This is a genomic window from Bacillus sp. HY001, from assembly GCF_007558965.1.
Classification (GTDB): domain Bacteria; phylum Bacillota; class Bacilli; order Bacillales; family Bacillaceae_G; genus Bacillus_A; species Bacillus_A mobilis.
In genome coordinates this window covers 531,747-547,830 of sequence record NZ_VLTE01000005.1, presented here as the reverse complement: position 1 = coordinate 547,830, position 16,084 = coordinate 531,747, and the positions used below count along the sequence as shown (strand labels likewise).

Annotated in this window: 14 protein-coding genes; 12 read left to right on the top strand and 2 right to left on the bottom strand. The window is 37.7% G+C overall.

From position 1 onward, the window contains the following. Window positions 1-4 precede the first annotated feature (4 nt). From ruvB to yajC, 5 genes are read left to right on the top strand one after another with little or no spacing between them, the layout of a single operon-like run. Window positions 5-1,006 (top strand): Holliday junction branch migration DNA helicase RuvB, encoded by a 1,002-nt coding sequence (gene ruvB, locus FOT98_RS05605; protein WP_000344467.1) that lies wholly within the window; start codon window positions 5-7, stop codon window positions 1,004-1,006. Further along, complete coding sequence (locus FOT98_RS05600; protein ID WP_000138162.1) at window positions 1,003-1,203, top strand: DUF2905 domain-containing protein; 201 nt, start codon at window positions 1,003-1,005, stop codon at window positions 1,201-1,203. The genes ruvB and FOT98_RS05600 overlap by 4 nt, the downstream gene beginning before the upstream one ends. A gap of 19 nt (window positions 1,204-1,222) precedes the next feature. Then, a complete protein-coding gene (gene queA, locus FOT98_RS05595) occupies window positions 1,223-2,275 on the top strand; it encodes a tRNA preQ1(34) S-adenosylmethionine ribosyltransferase-isomerase QueA (RefSeq protein WP_000354021.1) in 1,053 nt (350 codons plus the stop codon). A gap of 12 nt (window positions 2,276-2,287) precedes the next feature. Beyond that, a complete protein-coding gene (gene tgt / locus FOT98_RS05590) occupies window positions 2,288-3,427 on the top strand; it encodes a tRNA guanosine(34) transglycosylase Tgt (protein WP_000125362.1) in 1,140 nt (379 codons plus the stop codon). A 27-nt stretch (window positions 3,428-3,454) separates the two neighbouring features. Continuing rightward, a complete protein-coding gene (gene yajC / locus FOT98_RS05585) occupies window positions 3,455-3,715 on the top strand; it encodes a preprotein translocase subunit YajC (protein ID WP_001068068.1) in 261 nt (86 codons plus the stop codon). A gap of 36 nt (window positions 3,716-3,751) precedes the next feature. Here the strand turns inward: yajC and FOT98_RS05580 are convergent, their stop codons facing one another. Then, window positions 3,752-4,135: a TIGR04086 family membrane protein gene (locus tag FOT98_RS05580; RefSeq protein ID WP_000349143.1), complete on the bottom strand. Its 384-nt coding sequence runs from the start codon at window positions 4,133-4,135 to the stop codon at window positions 3,752-3,754. Between the two features lie 103 nt (window positions 4,136-4,238). On the opposite strand from FOT98_RS05580, the gene FOT98_RS05575 reads away from it, so the two are divergent. Further along, the gene (locus FOT98_RS05575; protein WP_061677196.1) at window positions 4,239-4,895 is read left to right on the top strand and encodes a DUF421 domain-containing protein; all 657 of its coding nucleotides are present in this window, start codon (window positions 4,239-4,241) and stop codon (window positions 4,893-4,895) included. A gap of 29 nt (window positions 4,896-4,924) precedes the next feature. Here the strand turns inward: FOT98_RS05575 and spoVB are convergent, their stop codons facing one another. Next, window positions 4,925-6,484 (bottom strand): stage V sporulation protein B, encoded by a 1,560-nt coding sequence (gene spoVB, locus FOT98_RS05570; protein ID WP_063260737.1) that lies wholly within the window; start codon window positions 6,482-6,484, stop codon window positions 4,925-4,927. Window positions 6,485-6,669: 185 nt separating this feature from the next. Here spoVB and FOT98_RS05565 point away from each other — a divergent pair, with 185 nt between their 5' ends. From FOT98_RS05565 to relA, 6 genes are all read left to right on the top strand, one after another. Then, complete coding sequence (locus FOT98_RS05565; protein ID WP_000890213.1) at window positions 6,670-6,954, top strand: post-transcriptional regulator; 285 nt, start codon at window positions 6,670-6,672, stop codon at window positions 6,952-6,954. 270 nt (window positions 6,955-7,224) lie between these two features. Further along, a complete protein-coding gene (secDF, locus tag FOT98_RS05560; protein ID WP_063260738.1) occupies window positions 7,225-9,489 on the top strand; it encodes a protein translocase subunit SecDF in 2,265 nt (754 codons plus the stop codon). Between the two features lie 306 nt (window positions 9,490-9,795). After that, window positions 9,796-10,689: a cation diffusion facilitator family transporter gene (locus FOT98_RS05555; RefSeq protein ID WP_061677200.1), complete on the top strand. Its 894-nt coding sequence runs from the start codon at window positions 9,796-9,798 to the stop codon at window positions 10,687-10,689. Window positions 10,690-10,790: 101 nt separating this feature from the next. Then, a complete protein-coding gene (gene recJ, locus FOT98_RS05550) occupies window positions 10,791-13,130 on the top strand; it encodes a single-stranded-DNA-specific exonuclease RecJ (protein ID WP_063260740.1) in 2,340 nt (779 codons plus the stop codon). Between the two features lie 47 nt (window positions 13,131-13,177). Continuing rightward, entirely contained in the window at window positions 13,178-13,690 is a 513-nt protein-coding gene (locus FOT98_RS05545; protein WP_000346221.1) for an adenine phosphoribosyltransferase, read from the top strand. 210 nt (window positions 13,691-13,900) lie between these two features. Then, on the top strand, window positions 13,901-16,084 hold the full coding sequence (relA, locus tag FOT98_RS05540; RefSeq protein WP_001262800.1) for a GTP diphosphokinase: 2,184 nt from the start codon (window positions 13,901-13,903) through the stop codon (window positions 16,082-16,084).

The following is a 16,084-nucleotide window of genomic DNA, read 5'->3' as shown; positions in this document are numbered from 1 at the left end:
TATAATGGACGAACGTCTCCTTTCAGGGGAATCTGCATATGAAGATTCGGATTTAGAATATTCATTACGGCCACAGACGCTCCGTCAGTATATTGGCCAAGATAAAGCGAAACATAATTTAGAGGTGTTTATTGAAGCGGCGAAAATGCGTGAAGAAACGTTAGATCATGTGCTTCTATATGGACCACCAGGACTTGGTAAAACGACGCTTGCAAATATTATAGCAAATGAAATGGGCGTTAATGTTAGAACAACTTCAGGTCCAGCAATTGAAAGACCAGGAGATTTAGCAGCTGTATTAACAGCGCTTCAGCCGGGGGATGTATTATTTATTGATGAAATTCATCGTTTGCATAGATCGATTGAAGAAGTGCTCTATCCTGCGATGGAAGATTTTTGCCTTGATATTGTAATTGGGAAAGGACCGTCAGCACGATCTGTACGTTTAGATTTACCTCCATTTACATTAGTTGGAGCGACGACACGTGCAGGGGCATTATCAGCACCACTTCGTGACCGTTTCGGTGTACTTTCAAGATTAGAGTACTATACAGTAGATCAGTTGTCTGAGATTGTAGAACGTACAGCAGAAGTATTTGAAGTTGAAATTGATTCGTTAGCTGCACTAGAAATTGCAAGACGTGCTCGTGGTACACCTCGTATTGCGAATCGTTTATTACGACGTGTACGAGATTTCGCACAAGTTCGTGGTAACGGAACAGTTACAATGGAAATTACACAAATGGCGTTAGAACTACTGCAAGTAGATAAATTAGGTCTAGATCATATCGATCATAAATTATTGCTTGGTATTATTGAGAAATTCCGTGGTGGCCCAGTCGGGTTAGAAACGGTTTCGGCAACGATCGGAGAAGAATCGCATACGATTGAAGATGTGTATGAGCCGTATTTATTACAAATTGGCTTTTTACAACGAACGCCAAGGGGCCGAATTGTAACGCCGCTTGCATATGAGCATTTCGGAATGGAGATGCCAAAAGTATGACGGAGATGCCAAAATTGCTTATTACAGCAGGTATCTTACTCATTGTTGTCGGATTAGCTTGGAAGTTCATTGGAAGACTTCCAGGCGATATTTTTGTGAAAAAAGGAAACGTTACCTTTTATTTTCCTATCATTACATGTATTGTGTTAAGTATTGTATTATCTTTTATTATGTATATAATAAATCGATTCAAATAAGAAATAGGTGGATATAGTTATGGATATAAATCTGTTTGATTTTCATTTACCAGAAGAACTTATTGCGCAAGTCCCGTTAGAAGATCGTGAAACATCAAGATTAATGGTGTTAGACCGTGAAACAGGCGATATTGAGCATAAACATTTTACGGACATTCTTTCTTACTTACATGAGGGGGATTGCTTAGTTTTAAATGAAACGAAAGTAATGCCTGCTCGTTTGCATGGTGTGAAAGAAGATACAGGCGCGCACATTGAAGTACTTCTTTTAAAACAAGAAGAAGGCGATACGTGGGAAACGCTTGTTAAGCCAGCGAAACGTGTAAAAGAAGGAACTGTTATCTCTTTTGGCGAAGGGAAATTAAAAGCAACTTGTACAGGGACTGCAGATCAAGGGGGACGTCAGCTTGAATTTTCATATGACGGCATCTTCTATGAAATTTTAGATGAACTTGGGGAAATGCCACTTCCTCCATATATTAAAGAGACGCTAGAAGATCGCGATCGCTATCAAACAGTATATGCGAAAGAAATCGGCTCAGCAGCAGCGCCAACTGCAGGACTTCACTTTACAGAAGAGTTACTGGAGAAGTTAAAACAAAAAGGCGTCGGGTTAGCTTTCATTACACTTCACGTAGGACTTGGAACATTTAGACCAGTTTCTGCCGATACGATTGAAGAACACCATATGCACGCAGAGTATTACCATATGTCTGAAGAGACAGCGGCATTATTAAATCGTGTGAAAGAGAGTGGTGGACGTATTATTACGGTAGGTACGACTTCAACTCGTACGTTAGAAACAATTGCGACAGATCATGACGGCAAGCTTTGTGCTGCTTCTGGCTGGACAGACATTTTCATGTACCCAGGTTATGAATTTAAAGCAATTGATGGCTTAATTACAAACTTCCATTTACCGAAATCGACATTAATTATGCTTGTAAGTGCATTTGCAAACAGAGATAATGTACTTCATGCTTATAATGAAGCAGTAAAAGAAAAATATCGTTTCTTTAGCTTTGGTGATGCAATGTTCGTTGCATCTCACGCTAAAATGGGAAACAAATAAAAGGAGTAAATTATGACAGCAATTCGTTATGAATTTATTAAAACTTGTAAACAAACAGGTGCCCGTTTAGGACGTGTACATACGCCGCACGGTTCATTTGATACACCAACATTCATGCCAGTTGGTACACTTGCAACAGTTAAAACAATGTCACCAGAAGAATTAAAAGCAATGGATTCTGGCATTATTTTAAGTAATACGTATCATTTATGGCTGCGCCCAGGTCACGAAATTATTCGTGAAGCAGGCGGGTTGCATAAATTTATGAACTGGGATCGTGCAATCTTAACGGATTCGGGTGGTTTCCAAGTATTCAGTTTAAGTGACTTCCGTCGTATTGAAGAGGAAGGTGTTCACTTCCGTAATCACTTGAATGGAGATAAATTATTCTTATCACCAGAAAAAGCGATGGAAATTCAAAATGCATTAGGATCAGATATTATGATGGCATTTGATGAGTGTCCACCATTCCCAGCTACTTTTGAATATATGAAGAAGTCTGTAGAGCGTACAAGCCGCTGGGCAGAACGTTGTTTAAAAGCGCATGAACGTCCACAAGATCAAGGTTTATTCGGTATCGTACAAGGTGGAGAGTTCGAAGAGCTTCGTCGTCAAAGTGCAAAAGACCTTGTTTCAATGGACTTCCCTGGTTACGCTGTAGGTGGTTTATCTGTTGGGGAACCAAAAGATATTATGAACCGTGTACTTGAGTTTACAACACCACTTCTTCCAGATAATAAGCCACGTTACTTAATGGGAGTAGGTTCTCCTGACTCATTAATCGACGGTGCAATTCGTGGTATTGATATGTTTGACTGTGTACTTCCAACTCGTATCGCTCGAAATGGTACATGTATGACAAGTGAAGGTCGTCTAGTTGTAAAAAATGCGAAATTTGCAAGAGACTTCGGTCCGCTTGATCCAAATTGCGATTGCTATACATGTAAAAATTACTCTCGTGCGTACATTCGTCACTTAATGAAATGTGATGAAACGTTCGGAATTCGTTTAACGTCTTATCACAACCTTCATTTTCTGTTAAACTTAATGGAGCAGGTGAGACAAGCTATTCGTGAAGACCGTCTTGGCGATTTCCGCGAAGAATTCTTTGAACAGTATGGCTTTAATAAACCGAATGCTAAAAACTTCTAATACATAATTTAAAAGGAGGAAACAAAGATGAATCCAGGTATGATGAATATCGTTATGATCGTTGCGATGTTTGCGATTTTCTATTTCTTATTAATTCGCCCGCAACAAAAGCGTCAAAAAGCAGTTGCTCAAATGCAAAGTGAGTTATCAAAAGGTGATGCTATCGTAACAATCGGTGGTTTACACGGTACAATCGAATCAGTAGATGATACGAAAATCGTTATTAAATCTGGTGGTTCACACTTAACTTTCGATCGCAATGCGATTCGTGAAGTTGTGAAAAACTAATGAGGAAGGCCCTGCATGAAATGTGCAGGGCTTTTTTTAGTTATTTTGTTTTGACATATTTACCCCGAAAATACCACCGAGTGTACTCGCCCCCATTAATGCTAATTGATAAAGTAACTGTGAGTTCGATAAAGTTTGAGAGAAGCCTAAATAGTTAACTAGAAAAACAAGTATAGCGAATGTAAGACCTGTTGTGAAACCTACTAGCCAACCTTTCCCTTGTGCCTTTTTGCCGGCAGTAAATCCGGATATAAGCATAGATAAAAGAGCAAGTATAAAAATAGTGACGGCTAATGTTCCTTCATTCATATCTGTAAATTTTAATAAAAGAGCCATAACCATGCTAATAATTGTTGCCAGAATTAATAAGGTAATGATACCAAAGCCGATTGCAGTTGATAATTTTTTCGTTCCATCCATTTATACATTCCCCCTTTTTAATACAAGCATATTTTCTTTTTGCTGAAGTTAGACTAGTTTATTTTTTATAGGGGAGTCTATATGTAAAAAAGGAGATGTAGAAATGGAATGGGTATCAATCATTGGTCGGACGATGCTTTTGTATATCATCATATTAATTATTTTTCGTCTTATGGGTAAACGTGAAATTGGAGAGCTAAGTGTATTAGATTTAGTCGTATTCATTATGCTTGGTGAAATGGCTGTAGTTGCAATTGAAAATACCGATAAATCACTTTGGCACCAATTAGTTCCGATGACTTTTCTTATGTGTATACAAATCATTTTGTCAGTTATTTCGTTAAAGTATCAACGTTTTCGACATTTAATAGAAGGTGAGCCGGCTATTCTTGTAAATGCGGGAAAGATTGATGAAAAGAAGATGAGAAAGCAACGTTATAATATAGATGATTTAATGATGCAATTAAGGGAGCAGGGAGTCGGAGATGTAAGGGATGTAGAATACGCCATTTTAGAACCTTCAGGAAAGTTATCTGTCTTTCAAAAACAAAAAAGTAAAAAGAGTAAAAATGATACGCCGGTTTTTACACTCCCGTTAATTATTGATGGAGAAATCCAATCGAATCATTTACAAATGATTGAACATACAGATGAATGGCTGATTGAGAAATTAAAAAACTTAGGTTATAACGATATCAAACAAATTTTATACTGCAGCTTTCAAAATGGACAATTTTTTGTTGATGTGAAAGAAAACTAGAGGCTTACTATATGAAATAGTAAGCCTGTTTATTTCAAAAATGAAAGTTTTCGAATGATAGGGAGCCTACTTAACTCTTCTTTTCGAATGAGTTTGAAAGTGAAGAGGAGAACGATATACACGAGTGTTGTTAAAGTGATTTCCCATAAGGTTTGTACGCCAAGTGAATGAGAAAAAATAATGTACTTATGAAGGTGAAAACCGAAGGAGCCTGCAATACCGATGGCAAGTCCGCCGAAAATGTAATCTTTCGCGTAAATGGTAAATGTAATTTTCTTTAAAACAGTAGCGTAATGAAGGAATGTTACGGTTACTATATTTGCTGCAATTGCAAGTGCAACCCCCATCATTTGAAATTCTGGCCTTGAAGCTAGTACAAAAATAACGATTAATTTCACGATTGCGCCAATAAATGTATTCATCATCGCAGCCCGTGCTAAGTTTAAAGCTTGTAAAACAGATGTAAGTGGACTTTGAAAGTAATGAAATAAAAAGCAAGGTGCAAGAAGCTGGATGAATGCTGTTGCACTATCCGATCCATACATAAGAGTTAAAATAGGAGAAGCGAATACGTATAATATAACAACTGACCACCCGCCAGTAATTAATGAGATCCGAAGAGCTTGTTGTAGGCGGTGTTCCACTAATTTATGCTGTCTTTTCGCCATCGCTTCACTAATAGATGGAACGAGTGCTGTAGAAAGGGCGTATGTAATAAAGGCTGGCAGTGAAAGAAGTGGGAAGGCATAACCGTTTAATATACCGTATTGCTGGGTTGCGACAGAGGCAGCAACGCCGGCAATCGCTAAGCTTTGCATAACGACGATAGGCTCAAAGAAATATGAAACGGAACCGATTAAACGACTTCCTGTAGTTGGAAGAGCGATATCCATAAGCGAATAAAATGTCCCTTTGCTTTCTTTTACAGTAGTGAAAAATCCAGAGCGTATAGATAAATGTTTTTCGCGCTGAAATAAAGTGAGTAAAAATAATAACGATGCAACTTCACCGAGAACGGCTGATAACATAGCACCAGCTGCAGCGTATTCTACACCGTAAGGTAAAAATAACTGAATGCATATGGCGATAATTGTAATGCGGACAACTTGTTCTATAACTTGGGCGTAAGCACTAGGTTTCATGTTTTGTTTCCCTTGGAAATAGCCGCGTAAAACAGAAGAAACGGCAATAACAGGAACGACAGGTAAAATGGCCATTAATGGATAGTACGTTCTTTCATCAGTTAATAATGTTTTTGCTAAAATAGGTGTGAGGAGCATAATTCCAATTGTTAAAATGATACTAATAACGGATGTAACTGCTAATGATACTGTTAATATTTTTTTAACTCTTTGTTTATCATTCACAGCTTCTGCTTCTGCTACAAATTTTGCGATTGCGACAGGAAGGCCGATTTGTGTTAATGTAATTGCTAGAATGAATGTAGGAACGGCCATCATATAAAGACCAACGCCTTCTTCTCCTAAAATACGTGCCATTACAATCCGGTTAATAAATCCAAGGATTTTGGTAATAAAGCCGGCAATCATTAAAATAAATGCGCCTTTTAAAAAGCTTTGTCTCGTCATGGTCTTCTCCTACCTTCTCAAAATCAGTGGAATGATTTACAATAATTTATATGCACGTACGAGACAAGAATGACAAGCATTTGAGAGAGTGAAGTATGATTGTGCTCTTGAAAGTAGTTATTGCTGTCCATTAGAGCGGGATTAAAAGCGACTTTTCGTGCTGAAATAAGAAGGAGATGTTATGTATGTTAGAAAAAGAGGCTTTGGTAGAATCATACCGCGGACAGTTACAAGTCGTTTTAGAAAGCAAAGTAGAAGAGTTCCACATGTTCGGTTATGACCGAGTAACAGATGATGACATTTGGAAGTTTCTTAAAGTGAAAAAGTGGAAGAAGATAGACAGCGATGTGAGGTTATATGAATTAGTAAATGATGTATTAAGAGTAAGTGCTAATGAATATATGACTTATTTAACTGTTGAAGCATATCAAGCGCCACTTTGGTCATTTGATGAATATGAAAATAAATAACCGACTGCAATTGGTTTGTTCTTCCTTTTGCAGTATAATGATAGGTATTGATAATGAGGAAATAATTATGTCTAAGATTATATATAAAGGGGGTAGTGAAGAGAAAAAATAAATAATGAAAGTGTAGGTATTGTGAAAAACTTACCGACACAGCTAGTGATGAACTAGCAAAATTATAGAAAGGAAGTCTACTAACTAGGCGTATGCACACGTGTAAAAGTGAATCGTAAGAGATTTATTTAAAGTGTTAGTAGCAGAAAGAGGGTACATATGGCAAAGCGTGGTACGAGAATTGCCGCCTTTTTCCTCATCGTTTTATTAATCGGTGGAGTAATTGGTGCGGCAGGAAAAGACATAGCAAAAGGAATTAGTCTAGGACTAGACCTTCGCGGTGGTTTTGAAATTCTGTATGAAGTAAAACCAGCCAAAAAAGGTGATAAAATCGATCGAGACGTACTTGTAAGTACAGTAGGTGCTCTGGAAAATCGTGTCAATGTTCTTGGTGTAAGCGAGCCGAACATTCAAATCGAGGGGCAAGATCGAATTCGTGTACAGCTTGCTGGTGTACAAGATCAGCAAAAAGCACGTGAAATGTTATCAACGCAAGCGAAATTAACATTCCGTGATGTAGATGACAACCTTCTTATGGACGGAACGGATTTAAAAGGCGGCGGAGCGAAGCAAACATTTGATGAGCAAGGTCGTGCGAGCGTAGGTCTTACACTAAAAAGCGCTGAAAAATTCCGTGAAGTAACTGAAAAAATTTCAAAAATGCCACCACCAACGAATTTAATGGTAATCTGGCTAGACTTTGAAGAAGGAAAAGATTCGTATAAAGCAGAATCTGCAAAACCGAATCCGAAGTTCTTATCAGCAGCAACAGTAAGCCAAGTATTTAACCAAGCTGAAGTATCTATCGTAGGTGGAAACTTCACAGTTGAAAGTGCGAAACAACTTTCATCTTTATTAAATGCAGGTGCACTTCCTGTTGATTTAAAAGAAATGTATTCAACATCAGTTGGAGCGAAATTTGGTCAACAAGCATTAGACCAAACGATTTTCGCTAGTGCGATCGGTATCGCTCTTATTTTCTTATTTATGCTTGTATATTACCGTTTACCAGGGCTTGTAGCGGTTATTATGTTAGGTCTATACATTTTTGTTACGCTACTCGTATTTAACTGGATGCATGCGGTTCTTACATTACCAGGTATTGCGGCATTAGTGCTCGGGGTAGGTATCGCGGTTGATGCGAATATTATTACGTACGAGAGACTGAAGGAAGAGCTGAAAATTGGTAAGTCAATGATGTCAGCATTCCGTGCTGGTAACCATCGTTCATTAGCGACAATTTTAGATGCAAACGTTACGACTCTGGCAGCTGCAGGTGTGTTATTCGTATATGGTACAAGCTCAGTACAAGGGTTTGCGACAAGTTTAATTGTAAGTATTTTAGTCGGTTTCGTTACAAACGTATTCGGTACTCGTTTCTTACTAGGATTACTTGTAAAGAGTCGTTACTTCGATAAAAAACCAGGATATTTCGGTGTGAAACAAAAGGATATTATTCCATTAACAAAAGGTGTAGTACATCCACCAACGAAATTTGATCGTATTAACTTTGTAAATGTCGGTCATAAATTCCTTATCTTCTCAATGGTAGTTGTAATTGCGGGTGCAATCATTTTACCAATTTTCAAACTGAATCTTGGTATTGACTTTGCGAGTGGTACACGTATGGACTTGCAATCAAAACAAGCAGTTACCGTGTCTGATGTTCATAAAGATTTTAAAGAATTGAACATAGATGTGAAGGAAGAAAATATTGTACCGACTGGGGATGACAATAAAGGGTTCGCAGTTCGTACATTAGGTGTTCTATCAAAAGATGAAATTGCGAAAACAAAAACATTCTTCCATGATAAATATGGTACAGAGCCAAACGTAAGTACAGTTTCACCGACAATTGGTAAAGAGATTGCACGAAATGCATTTATCGCTGTACTGATTGCTTCTGCGGTTATCATCCTATACGTAAGTATTCGATTTAGATTTACGTATGCATTATCTGCAGTACTTGCATTATTACATGATGCGTTCGTTATGATTGTTATGTTTAGTATTTTCCAATTAGAGGTAGACTTAACGTTTATCGCTGCAGTGTTAACGATCATCGGTTATTCTATTAATGACTCGATTGTTACATTTGATAGAAACCGTGAGTTATACAAACAGAAAAAACGAGTTCGCGATATAAAAGACTTAGAAGAAATCGTAAATGCAAGTATTCGCCAAACGCTTGGTCGTTCGATTAACACCGTATTAACAGTGTTATTCCCGGTAATTGCGTTACTTATCTTCGGTAGTGAGTCATTACGTAACTTCTCGTTTGCTTTACTTGTCGGATTAGTTGTAGGTACGTACTCTTCTGTTTTCGTCGCTTCTCAAATTTGGTTAATGCTTGAAAACCGTCGTTTGAAAAAGGGCAAAAACAAGAAAAAGGTTGAGAAAGTAGAATCTGAACCGCAAGTATAAAAAAAGATGATGTCTCTTTATGAGGCATCTCTTTTTTCGTTTGTGGATACAATAAGATAGCAACTTTGAAATGGGAAAATGGAAGAAACTGGTGATGTTATCGCTATTTTTGCTACAATAAAGTGAAACTTTAATCAGTGGGGGTTTTCTGCATCCCCCACTGATTATTAGTTGAACCAATCGGACTTTTAGGGGCAGTTGATCCCCCACCTAACTTCTTCGCTTGCGCTGAATTTTGAGGTGGGGGTCTTACTGCCCATTAAAGTGGGATAAAAAGATAGGTTAAGAAAAGAAGGGATTTTAATTATGGAAAAAGATGAACGTTTTAAACAGGCCGAGTTTGGTGCTATTGTCGGGATCGTTGGTAATATTATATTAGCGATTGTAAAGGCGGTAATTGGTTATATTGGGAACAGTAAAGCGCTATTAGCGGATGCCGTGCATTCTGCATCAGATGTAATTGGTTCGCTAGCTGTACTGTTTGGATTGCGAGCAGCAAAGCAGCCGCCTGATGAAGATCATCCGTATGGTCATGGTAAAGCGGAATCGATTTCAGCTATTATTGTTGCAGTATTATTATTTATTGTGGGAATCGAGATAGCAATTTCGTCTATAAAAGCTTTTTCGCAAGAACTAGAACCACCGAAAGGAATTACGATTTTTGCTGTTGTTCTTTCGATTGTCGTGAAAGAAGGAATGTTTCAATATAAATTCCGATTAGGGAAGAGAGTAAATAGTGATGCAATTATTGCAAATGCATATGAGCACCGTTCGGATGTATTTTCTTCAATTGCAGCTTTAATCGGTATTTGTGCAGCGATTATTGGTGGTAAGTTTGGGATAGATTGGCTTGTATATGCCGATCCAATTGCAGGATTATTTGTTTCACTTCTTGTTGCTAAAATGGCATGGAGTATTGGGGCAGAAGCAATTCATGCAACGCTTGATCATGTTCTGCATGAGGAAGATGTTGTTCCGCTTAGAGAAGCAGTACTTCAAATAGATGGTGTGAAAAAAATCGGTTCTTTATATGCAAGGGAGCATGGCCATTACGTTATTGTTGATATTAAAGTTTCTGTAGACCCATACATTACTGTAGAAGAAGGGCACCGCATTGGAAAGCATGTGAAAGAAACGCTGATGGAACAAGATAACGTACAAAATGTGTTTGTACATATAAATCCGTATTCTCCAAATTAAACATCATTAACATTTTAGTATATAGATATTGCATCCTAGTTTGCATTATATTGTCACCCCTTAATCTGTCTTGTATAATAAACAGGTTAAGGGGTGATTTCGTGTTACAACCGAAGACGCGTTGGAAAGAAAAAGAATATAATAATGAGCGAGTGAGTGAATTAGCAAGTAAATTACAATTATCACCACTTGTCGTTTCGTTATTCCTCGGTAGAGGACTAGATACAGAAGATAAGATTTTAGATTTTTTAAATACAGAAAATCAAGAATTTCATGATCCATTTTTATTAGAAGGAATGGATAGAACGGTAGAACGTGTAAATAAGGCGGTTCAAAATGGAGAGCAAATATTAATATTTGGTGACTACGATGCGGACGGAGTAAGTAGTACGACTGTGTTATATCTTGCCTTGCAAGAATTAGGTGCAGACGTAGAATTTTATATCCCAAACCGTTTTACAGAAGGGTATGGACCAAACGAAGAAGCGTTTCGTTGGGCACATAGCGCAGGGTTCTCGTTAATTATTACTGTTGATACTGGTATCGCAGCAGTGCATGAAGCGAAGGTAGCGAAGGAGCTTGGAGTAGATCTGATTATTACAGATCACCATGAGCCACCACCGGAATTGCCAGAAGCACTTGCGATTATTCATCCGAAATTAGATGGCGGTGTGTATCCGTTCCACTATTTAGCTGGTGTAGGTGTTGCGTTTAAAGTTGCGCATGCACTATTAGGCCGTGTACCAGAACATTTATTAGAAATTGCAGTGATTGGTACAGTAGCCGATTTAGTATCACTTCATGGTGAGAATAGATTGTTAGTGAAGCGCGGTTTAAAACATATGCGCATGACGAAAAATATCGGACTAAAGGCGCTGTTTAAAGTTGCTAACGTTTCGCAAAGTGAAATTACAGAAGAGAGCATTGGCTTCGCGATCGCACCGCGTATTAATGCAGTTGGACGTTTAGAAGATGCTACGCCGGCTGTACATCTCTTATTATCAGATGATCCAGAAGAAGCGAAAGAGCTAGCTGAAGAAATTGATGAGCTGAACAAACTGCGAAAAGATATTGTAAAGCAAATTACAGAAGAAGCTATCGCTGAAGTGGAAAATAATTTCCCGCCAGAAGACAATAAAGTACTAGTACTGGCAAAAGAAGGCTGGAATCCAGGTGTAATTGGAATTGTCGCATCTAAATTAGTTGAACGTTTTTATCGTCCAACGATTGTATTATGCATTGATCCTGTAAAAGAAACAGCAAAAGGTTCAGCACGTAGTATTGCAGGATTTGATTTATTTGCAAACTTGTCAGATTGTAGAGAGTTATTGCCACACTTCGGAGGACATCCAATGGCAGCGGGAATGACGCTACATATGAATGATGTAGATGAATTGCGCCGCCGCTTAAATGAACAAGCAGAGGTAATTTTAACGGAAGAAGATTTTATTCCAATTACAGCTGTTGATGTCTTTTGTAAAGTGGAGGATGTAACACTTGCAGCAATTGAAGATATGCAAAAGTTGGCGCCATTTGGTGTTGGAAATCCAAAACCACGTATTGCAGTGAAGGACGCAGAGCTAGAAAGTATTCGTGCAATCGGATCAGATGGTTCACATTTGAAAATGGCTCTTCGCGATGGACAAGCGACACTGGATACAATCGGATTTGGTTTTGGTGCGTATGCGAAAGAAATTTCTCCAGTTGCAAAGGTATCTGTAATAGGGGAAGCATCTATCAATGAATGGAATAATTTTAAGAAGCCGCAATTAATGGTACAAGATATTGCTGTAGAGGCGTGGCAATTATTTGATTGGCGTAGTATGCGTAACGTAGAAGCGAATGTAGCAGAACTTCCGAAAGAAAAAATAACGATGGTGTATTTTTCTGAAGAAGTATTGAATAAATTTTCTTTAGAAGACTATAAAGAGCATATGATGCATGCATCCGAAGTCACCCAATTAGATGATCAATACATCGTGTTACTTGATTTACCAAAAGGAACAGATGAATTACGAGATTTATTTAAAGTGGGGTTCCCGTCACGAATTTATACGCTATTTTATCAAGAGAATAATCATTTATTTAGTACTGTTCCAACGAGAGAACACTTTAAATGGTACTATTCGTTCTTGAGCCAAAAAGCACCATTTTCTTTAAGACAATACGGAGCACAACTCTGTCAACATAAAGGTTGGTCAAAAGATACAGTAAATTTCATGACACAGGTGTTTTTTGAGTTAGAATTTGTTACAATAAAAGATGGCGTCATTTTTATGGCAGACAAAAAACAAAAGCGTGATTTAATTGAATCGAACACATATCGTGAGAAAATGAACCACTTACAATTAGAAAAAGAATTGGTTTATAGCACATATCAGCAACTATATACATGGTTTGAAACGATTCGTAATCATAAAGAAGTAGAACAGCTAGGGTAAAGGATTTGTATTTACAAACCTTTTAGATCTGAGGAGGATTCAGAAATATGGATTTCAAGCAACATATCGCAATTGTACCGGATTATCCAAAAGAAGGTATTGTATTTAAAGACATTACACCGTTAATGAACGACGGTAAAGCATACAAAGCAGCAACAGATGCAATCGTTGAGTATGCAAAGAAAAGAGACATTGACGTTGTAGTAGGGCCAGAAGCACGTGGCTTTATTATTGGTTGCCCAGTTTCTTATGCGTTAGAAGTAGGTTTTGCACCAGTTCGTAAATTAGGAAAATTACCACGTGAAGTAATTACAGTTGACTACGGTAAAGAATATGGTAAAGATGTTTTAACAATCCATAAAGATGCAATTAAGCCAGGTCAACGCGTATTGATTACAGATGATCTATTAGCTACAGGTGGAACAATTGAAGCGACAATTAAGCTAGTTGAAGAACTTGGCGGAGTTGTAGCTGGAATTGCATTCTTAGTAGAGCTTACTTACTTAGATGGTCGTAAAATGTTAGATGGTTACGATGTATTAGTATTAGAAAAATACTAATCACTATATAGGTAAAACTACGGTGATAAGAAGTACCCGTGAATCTCTTGGAGAGGAGCGGGTACTTTTGTATAATTGCACAAAAAAATAAGGTGAAATGTCAGTAAAATCTTTTCCTTTTCACAATTCACAATCATTAGGTTATAATGATAGAATATAATTTATTCTACTTAATTAAGATAAAGTCAATTTTCAATAAAAGGTGATTCGATGGCAAATGAGCAGGTACTAACAGCTGAACAGGTACTCGAGAAAGCAAGTCAATATTTAGCAGATGAAGATATTGAGCTAGTGGCACGTGCCTATGAATATGCACGTGATGCGCATAGCGAACAATACAGAAAATCGGGTGAACCGTACATTATTCATCCAATTCAAGTTGCAGGTATTTTAGTTGATTTACACATGGATCCAGCTACAGTATCAGCAGGTTTCTTACATGATGTAGTGGAAGATACAGAAATTACATTAGAAGATATTGAACGGGAATTTAATAAAGAAATTGCTATGCTTGTCGATGGTGTAACAAAGCTCGGAAAGATTAAATATAAATCTCATGAGCAACAACAAGCAGAAAACCATCGCAAAATGTTTATTGCAATGGCTCAAGATATTCGAGTTATTTTAATTAAACTAGCTGATCGTCTTCATAATATGCGTACATTGAAACATTTGCCTCAAGAGAAGCAGCGTCGCATTGCGAATGAAACGTTAGAAATCTTTGCACCTTTAGCACATAGACTCGGAATTAGTACTATTAAATGGGAGTTAGAGGATACGTCACTTCGCTATTTAAATCCACAGCAATACTATCGTATTGTAAATTTAATGAAGCGTAAACGTGCAGAGCGTGAAGAATATTTAGACGAAGTAATGACTGGTATTCGTGAGAAATTAAAAGAGGTTTCAATTCAACCTGAGATTTCTGGAAGACCAAAGCATATTTACAGCATTTATCGTAAGATGGCACTGCAAAATAAACAGTTCAATGAAATTTACGATTTATTAGCTGTACGTGTCGTTGTCAATAGTATTAAAGATTGTTATGCAGTGCTTGGAATTATTCATACGTGCTGGAAGCCGATGCCAGGTCGTTTTAAAGATTATATTGCGATGCCGAAAGCAAATCTATATCAATCTCTTCATACGACTGTAATTGGGCCGAAAGGTGATCCGCTTGAAGTGCAAATTCGTACGAAAGAAATGCATGAGATTGCAGAATTCGGGATCGCGGCGCACTGGGCGTATAAAGAAGGAAAAACAGCAGAAACAACAGGTACATTAGAGAAGAAACTTACTTGGTTCCGTCAAATATTAGAATGGCAAAATGAAGCTTCTAATGCAGAAGAGTTTATGGAGTCATTAAAAATTGATTTATTCTCTGACATGGTATTCGTCTTTACACCGAAAGGCGATGTAATGGAATTGCCACTTGGATCTGTTCCGATTGACTTTTCGTATCGCGTGCATTCAGAGATTGGAAATAAAACAATTGGTGCAAAAGTAAATGGGAAAATGGTGACACTTGATTATAAATTAAAAACTGGTGACATCATTGAAATTTTAACATCGAAACATTCGTATGGACCAAGTCAAGATTGGGTGAAACTTGCCCAAACATCTCATGCGAAAAACAAAATACGTCAATTCTTTAAGAAGCAACGTAGAGATGAAAATATTGAAAAAGGCCGTGAACTTGTTGAAAAAGAAGTACGTGGCTTAGAGTATGAGATGAAAGAAGTGCTAGCTCCTGACAATTTAAAACGTGTTGCTGAGAAGTTCAATTTTGCAAATGAAGAAGATATGTTTGCAGCAGTTGGATATAGCGGGATTACAGCGTCGCAAATTGTTACGCGACTAACGGACAAATTCCGTAAGCAACGTGAAGAAGAAGAGATTGTTGAAGTTAAAGAAGTTCGTAAACCGATGAAAATTCGAAAATGGGATTCTGGCGTTAAAGTAAGTGGTGCGGATAATTTATTAATTCGTTTATCAAAATGCTGTAACCCGGTTCCAGGTGATGATATCGTTGGGTATATTACGAAAGGCCGAGGTGTATCGATTCACCGCCGTGATTGTGTAAATGTTCATACAGAAGAAGCTATAGAACGTTTATTAGAAGTAGAGTGGGAAGGTAGCCCTGAAAAAGAAATTGAGTATAACGTTGATATCGAAATTTCAGGTTACGATCGCCGTGGCTTATTAAATGAAGTATTACAAGCTGTTACAGAGACGAAAACGTACATTTCGGCAGTTTCTGGTAGAAGTGACCGTAATAAGATGGCGACAATTAATATGTCAATCTCTATTCGTAACTTACAGCATTTGAAAAAAGTAGTAGAACGCATTAAACGTGTTCCAGAAATTTATGCAGTACGACGCATGATGCATTAA

Bases quoted from the DNA above. Each gene is read 5' to 3' on its own strand.
- ruvB (WP_000344467.1), top strand. From the start codon at position 5: ATGGACGAACGTCTCCTTTCAGGGGAATCTGCATATGAAGATTCGGAT.
- FOT98_RS05600 (WP_000138162.1), top strand. From the start codon at position 1,003: ATGACGGAGATGCCAAAATTGCTTATTACAGCAGGTATCTTACTCATT.
- queA (WP_000354021.1), top strand. From the start codon at position 1,223: ATGGATATAAATCTGTTTGATTTTCATTTACCAGAAGAACTTATTGCG.
- tgt (WP_000125362.1), top strand. From the start codon at position 2,288: ATGACAGCAATTCGTTATGAATTTATTAAAACTTGTAAACAAACAGGT.
- yajC (WP_001068068.1), top strand. From the start codon at position 3,455: ATGAATCCAGGTATGATGAATATCGTTATGATCGTTGCGATGTTTGCG.
- FOT98_RS05580 (WP_000349143.1), bottom strand. From the start codon at position 4,135: ATGGATGGAACGAAAAAATTATCAACTGCAATCGGCTTTGGTATCATT.
- FOT98_RS05575 (WP_061677196.1), top strand. From the start codon at position 4,239: ATGGAATGGGTATCAATCATTGGTCGGACGATGCTTTTGTATATCATC.
- spoVB (WP_063260737.1), bottom strand. From the start codon at position 6,484: ATGACGAGACAAAGCTTTTTAAAAGGCGCATTTATTTTAATGATTGCC.
- FOT98_RS05565 (WP_000890213.1), top strand. From the start codon at position 6,670: ATGTTAGAAAAAGAGGCTTTGGTAGAATCATACCGCGGACAGTTACAA.
- secDF (WP_063260738.1), top strand. From the start codon at position 7,225: ATGGCAAAGCGTGGTACGAGAATTGCCGCCTTTTTCCTCATCGTTTTA.
- FOT98_RS05555 (WP_061677200.1), top strand. From the start codon at position 9,796: ATGGAAAAAGATGAACGTTTTAAACAGGCCGAGTTTGGTGCTATTGTC.
- FOT98_RS05545 (WP_000346221.1), top strand. From the start codon at position 13,178: ATGGATTTCAAGCAACATATCGCAATTGTACCGGATTATCCAAAAGAA.
- relA (WP_001262800.1), top strand. From the start codon at position 13,901: ATGGCAAATGAGCAGGTACTAACAGCTGAACAGGTACTCGAGAAAGCA.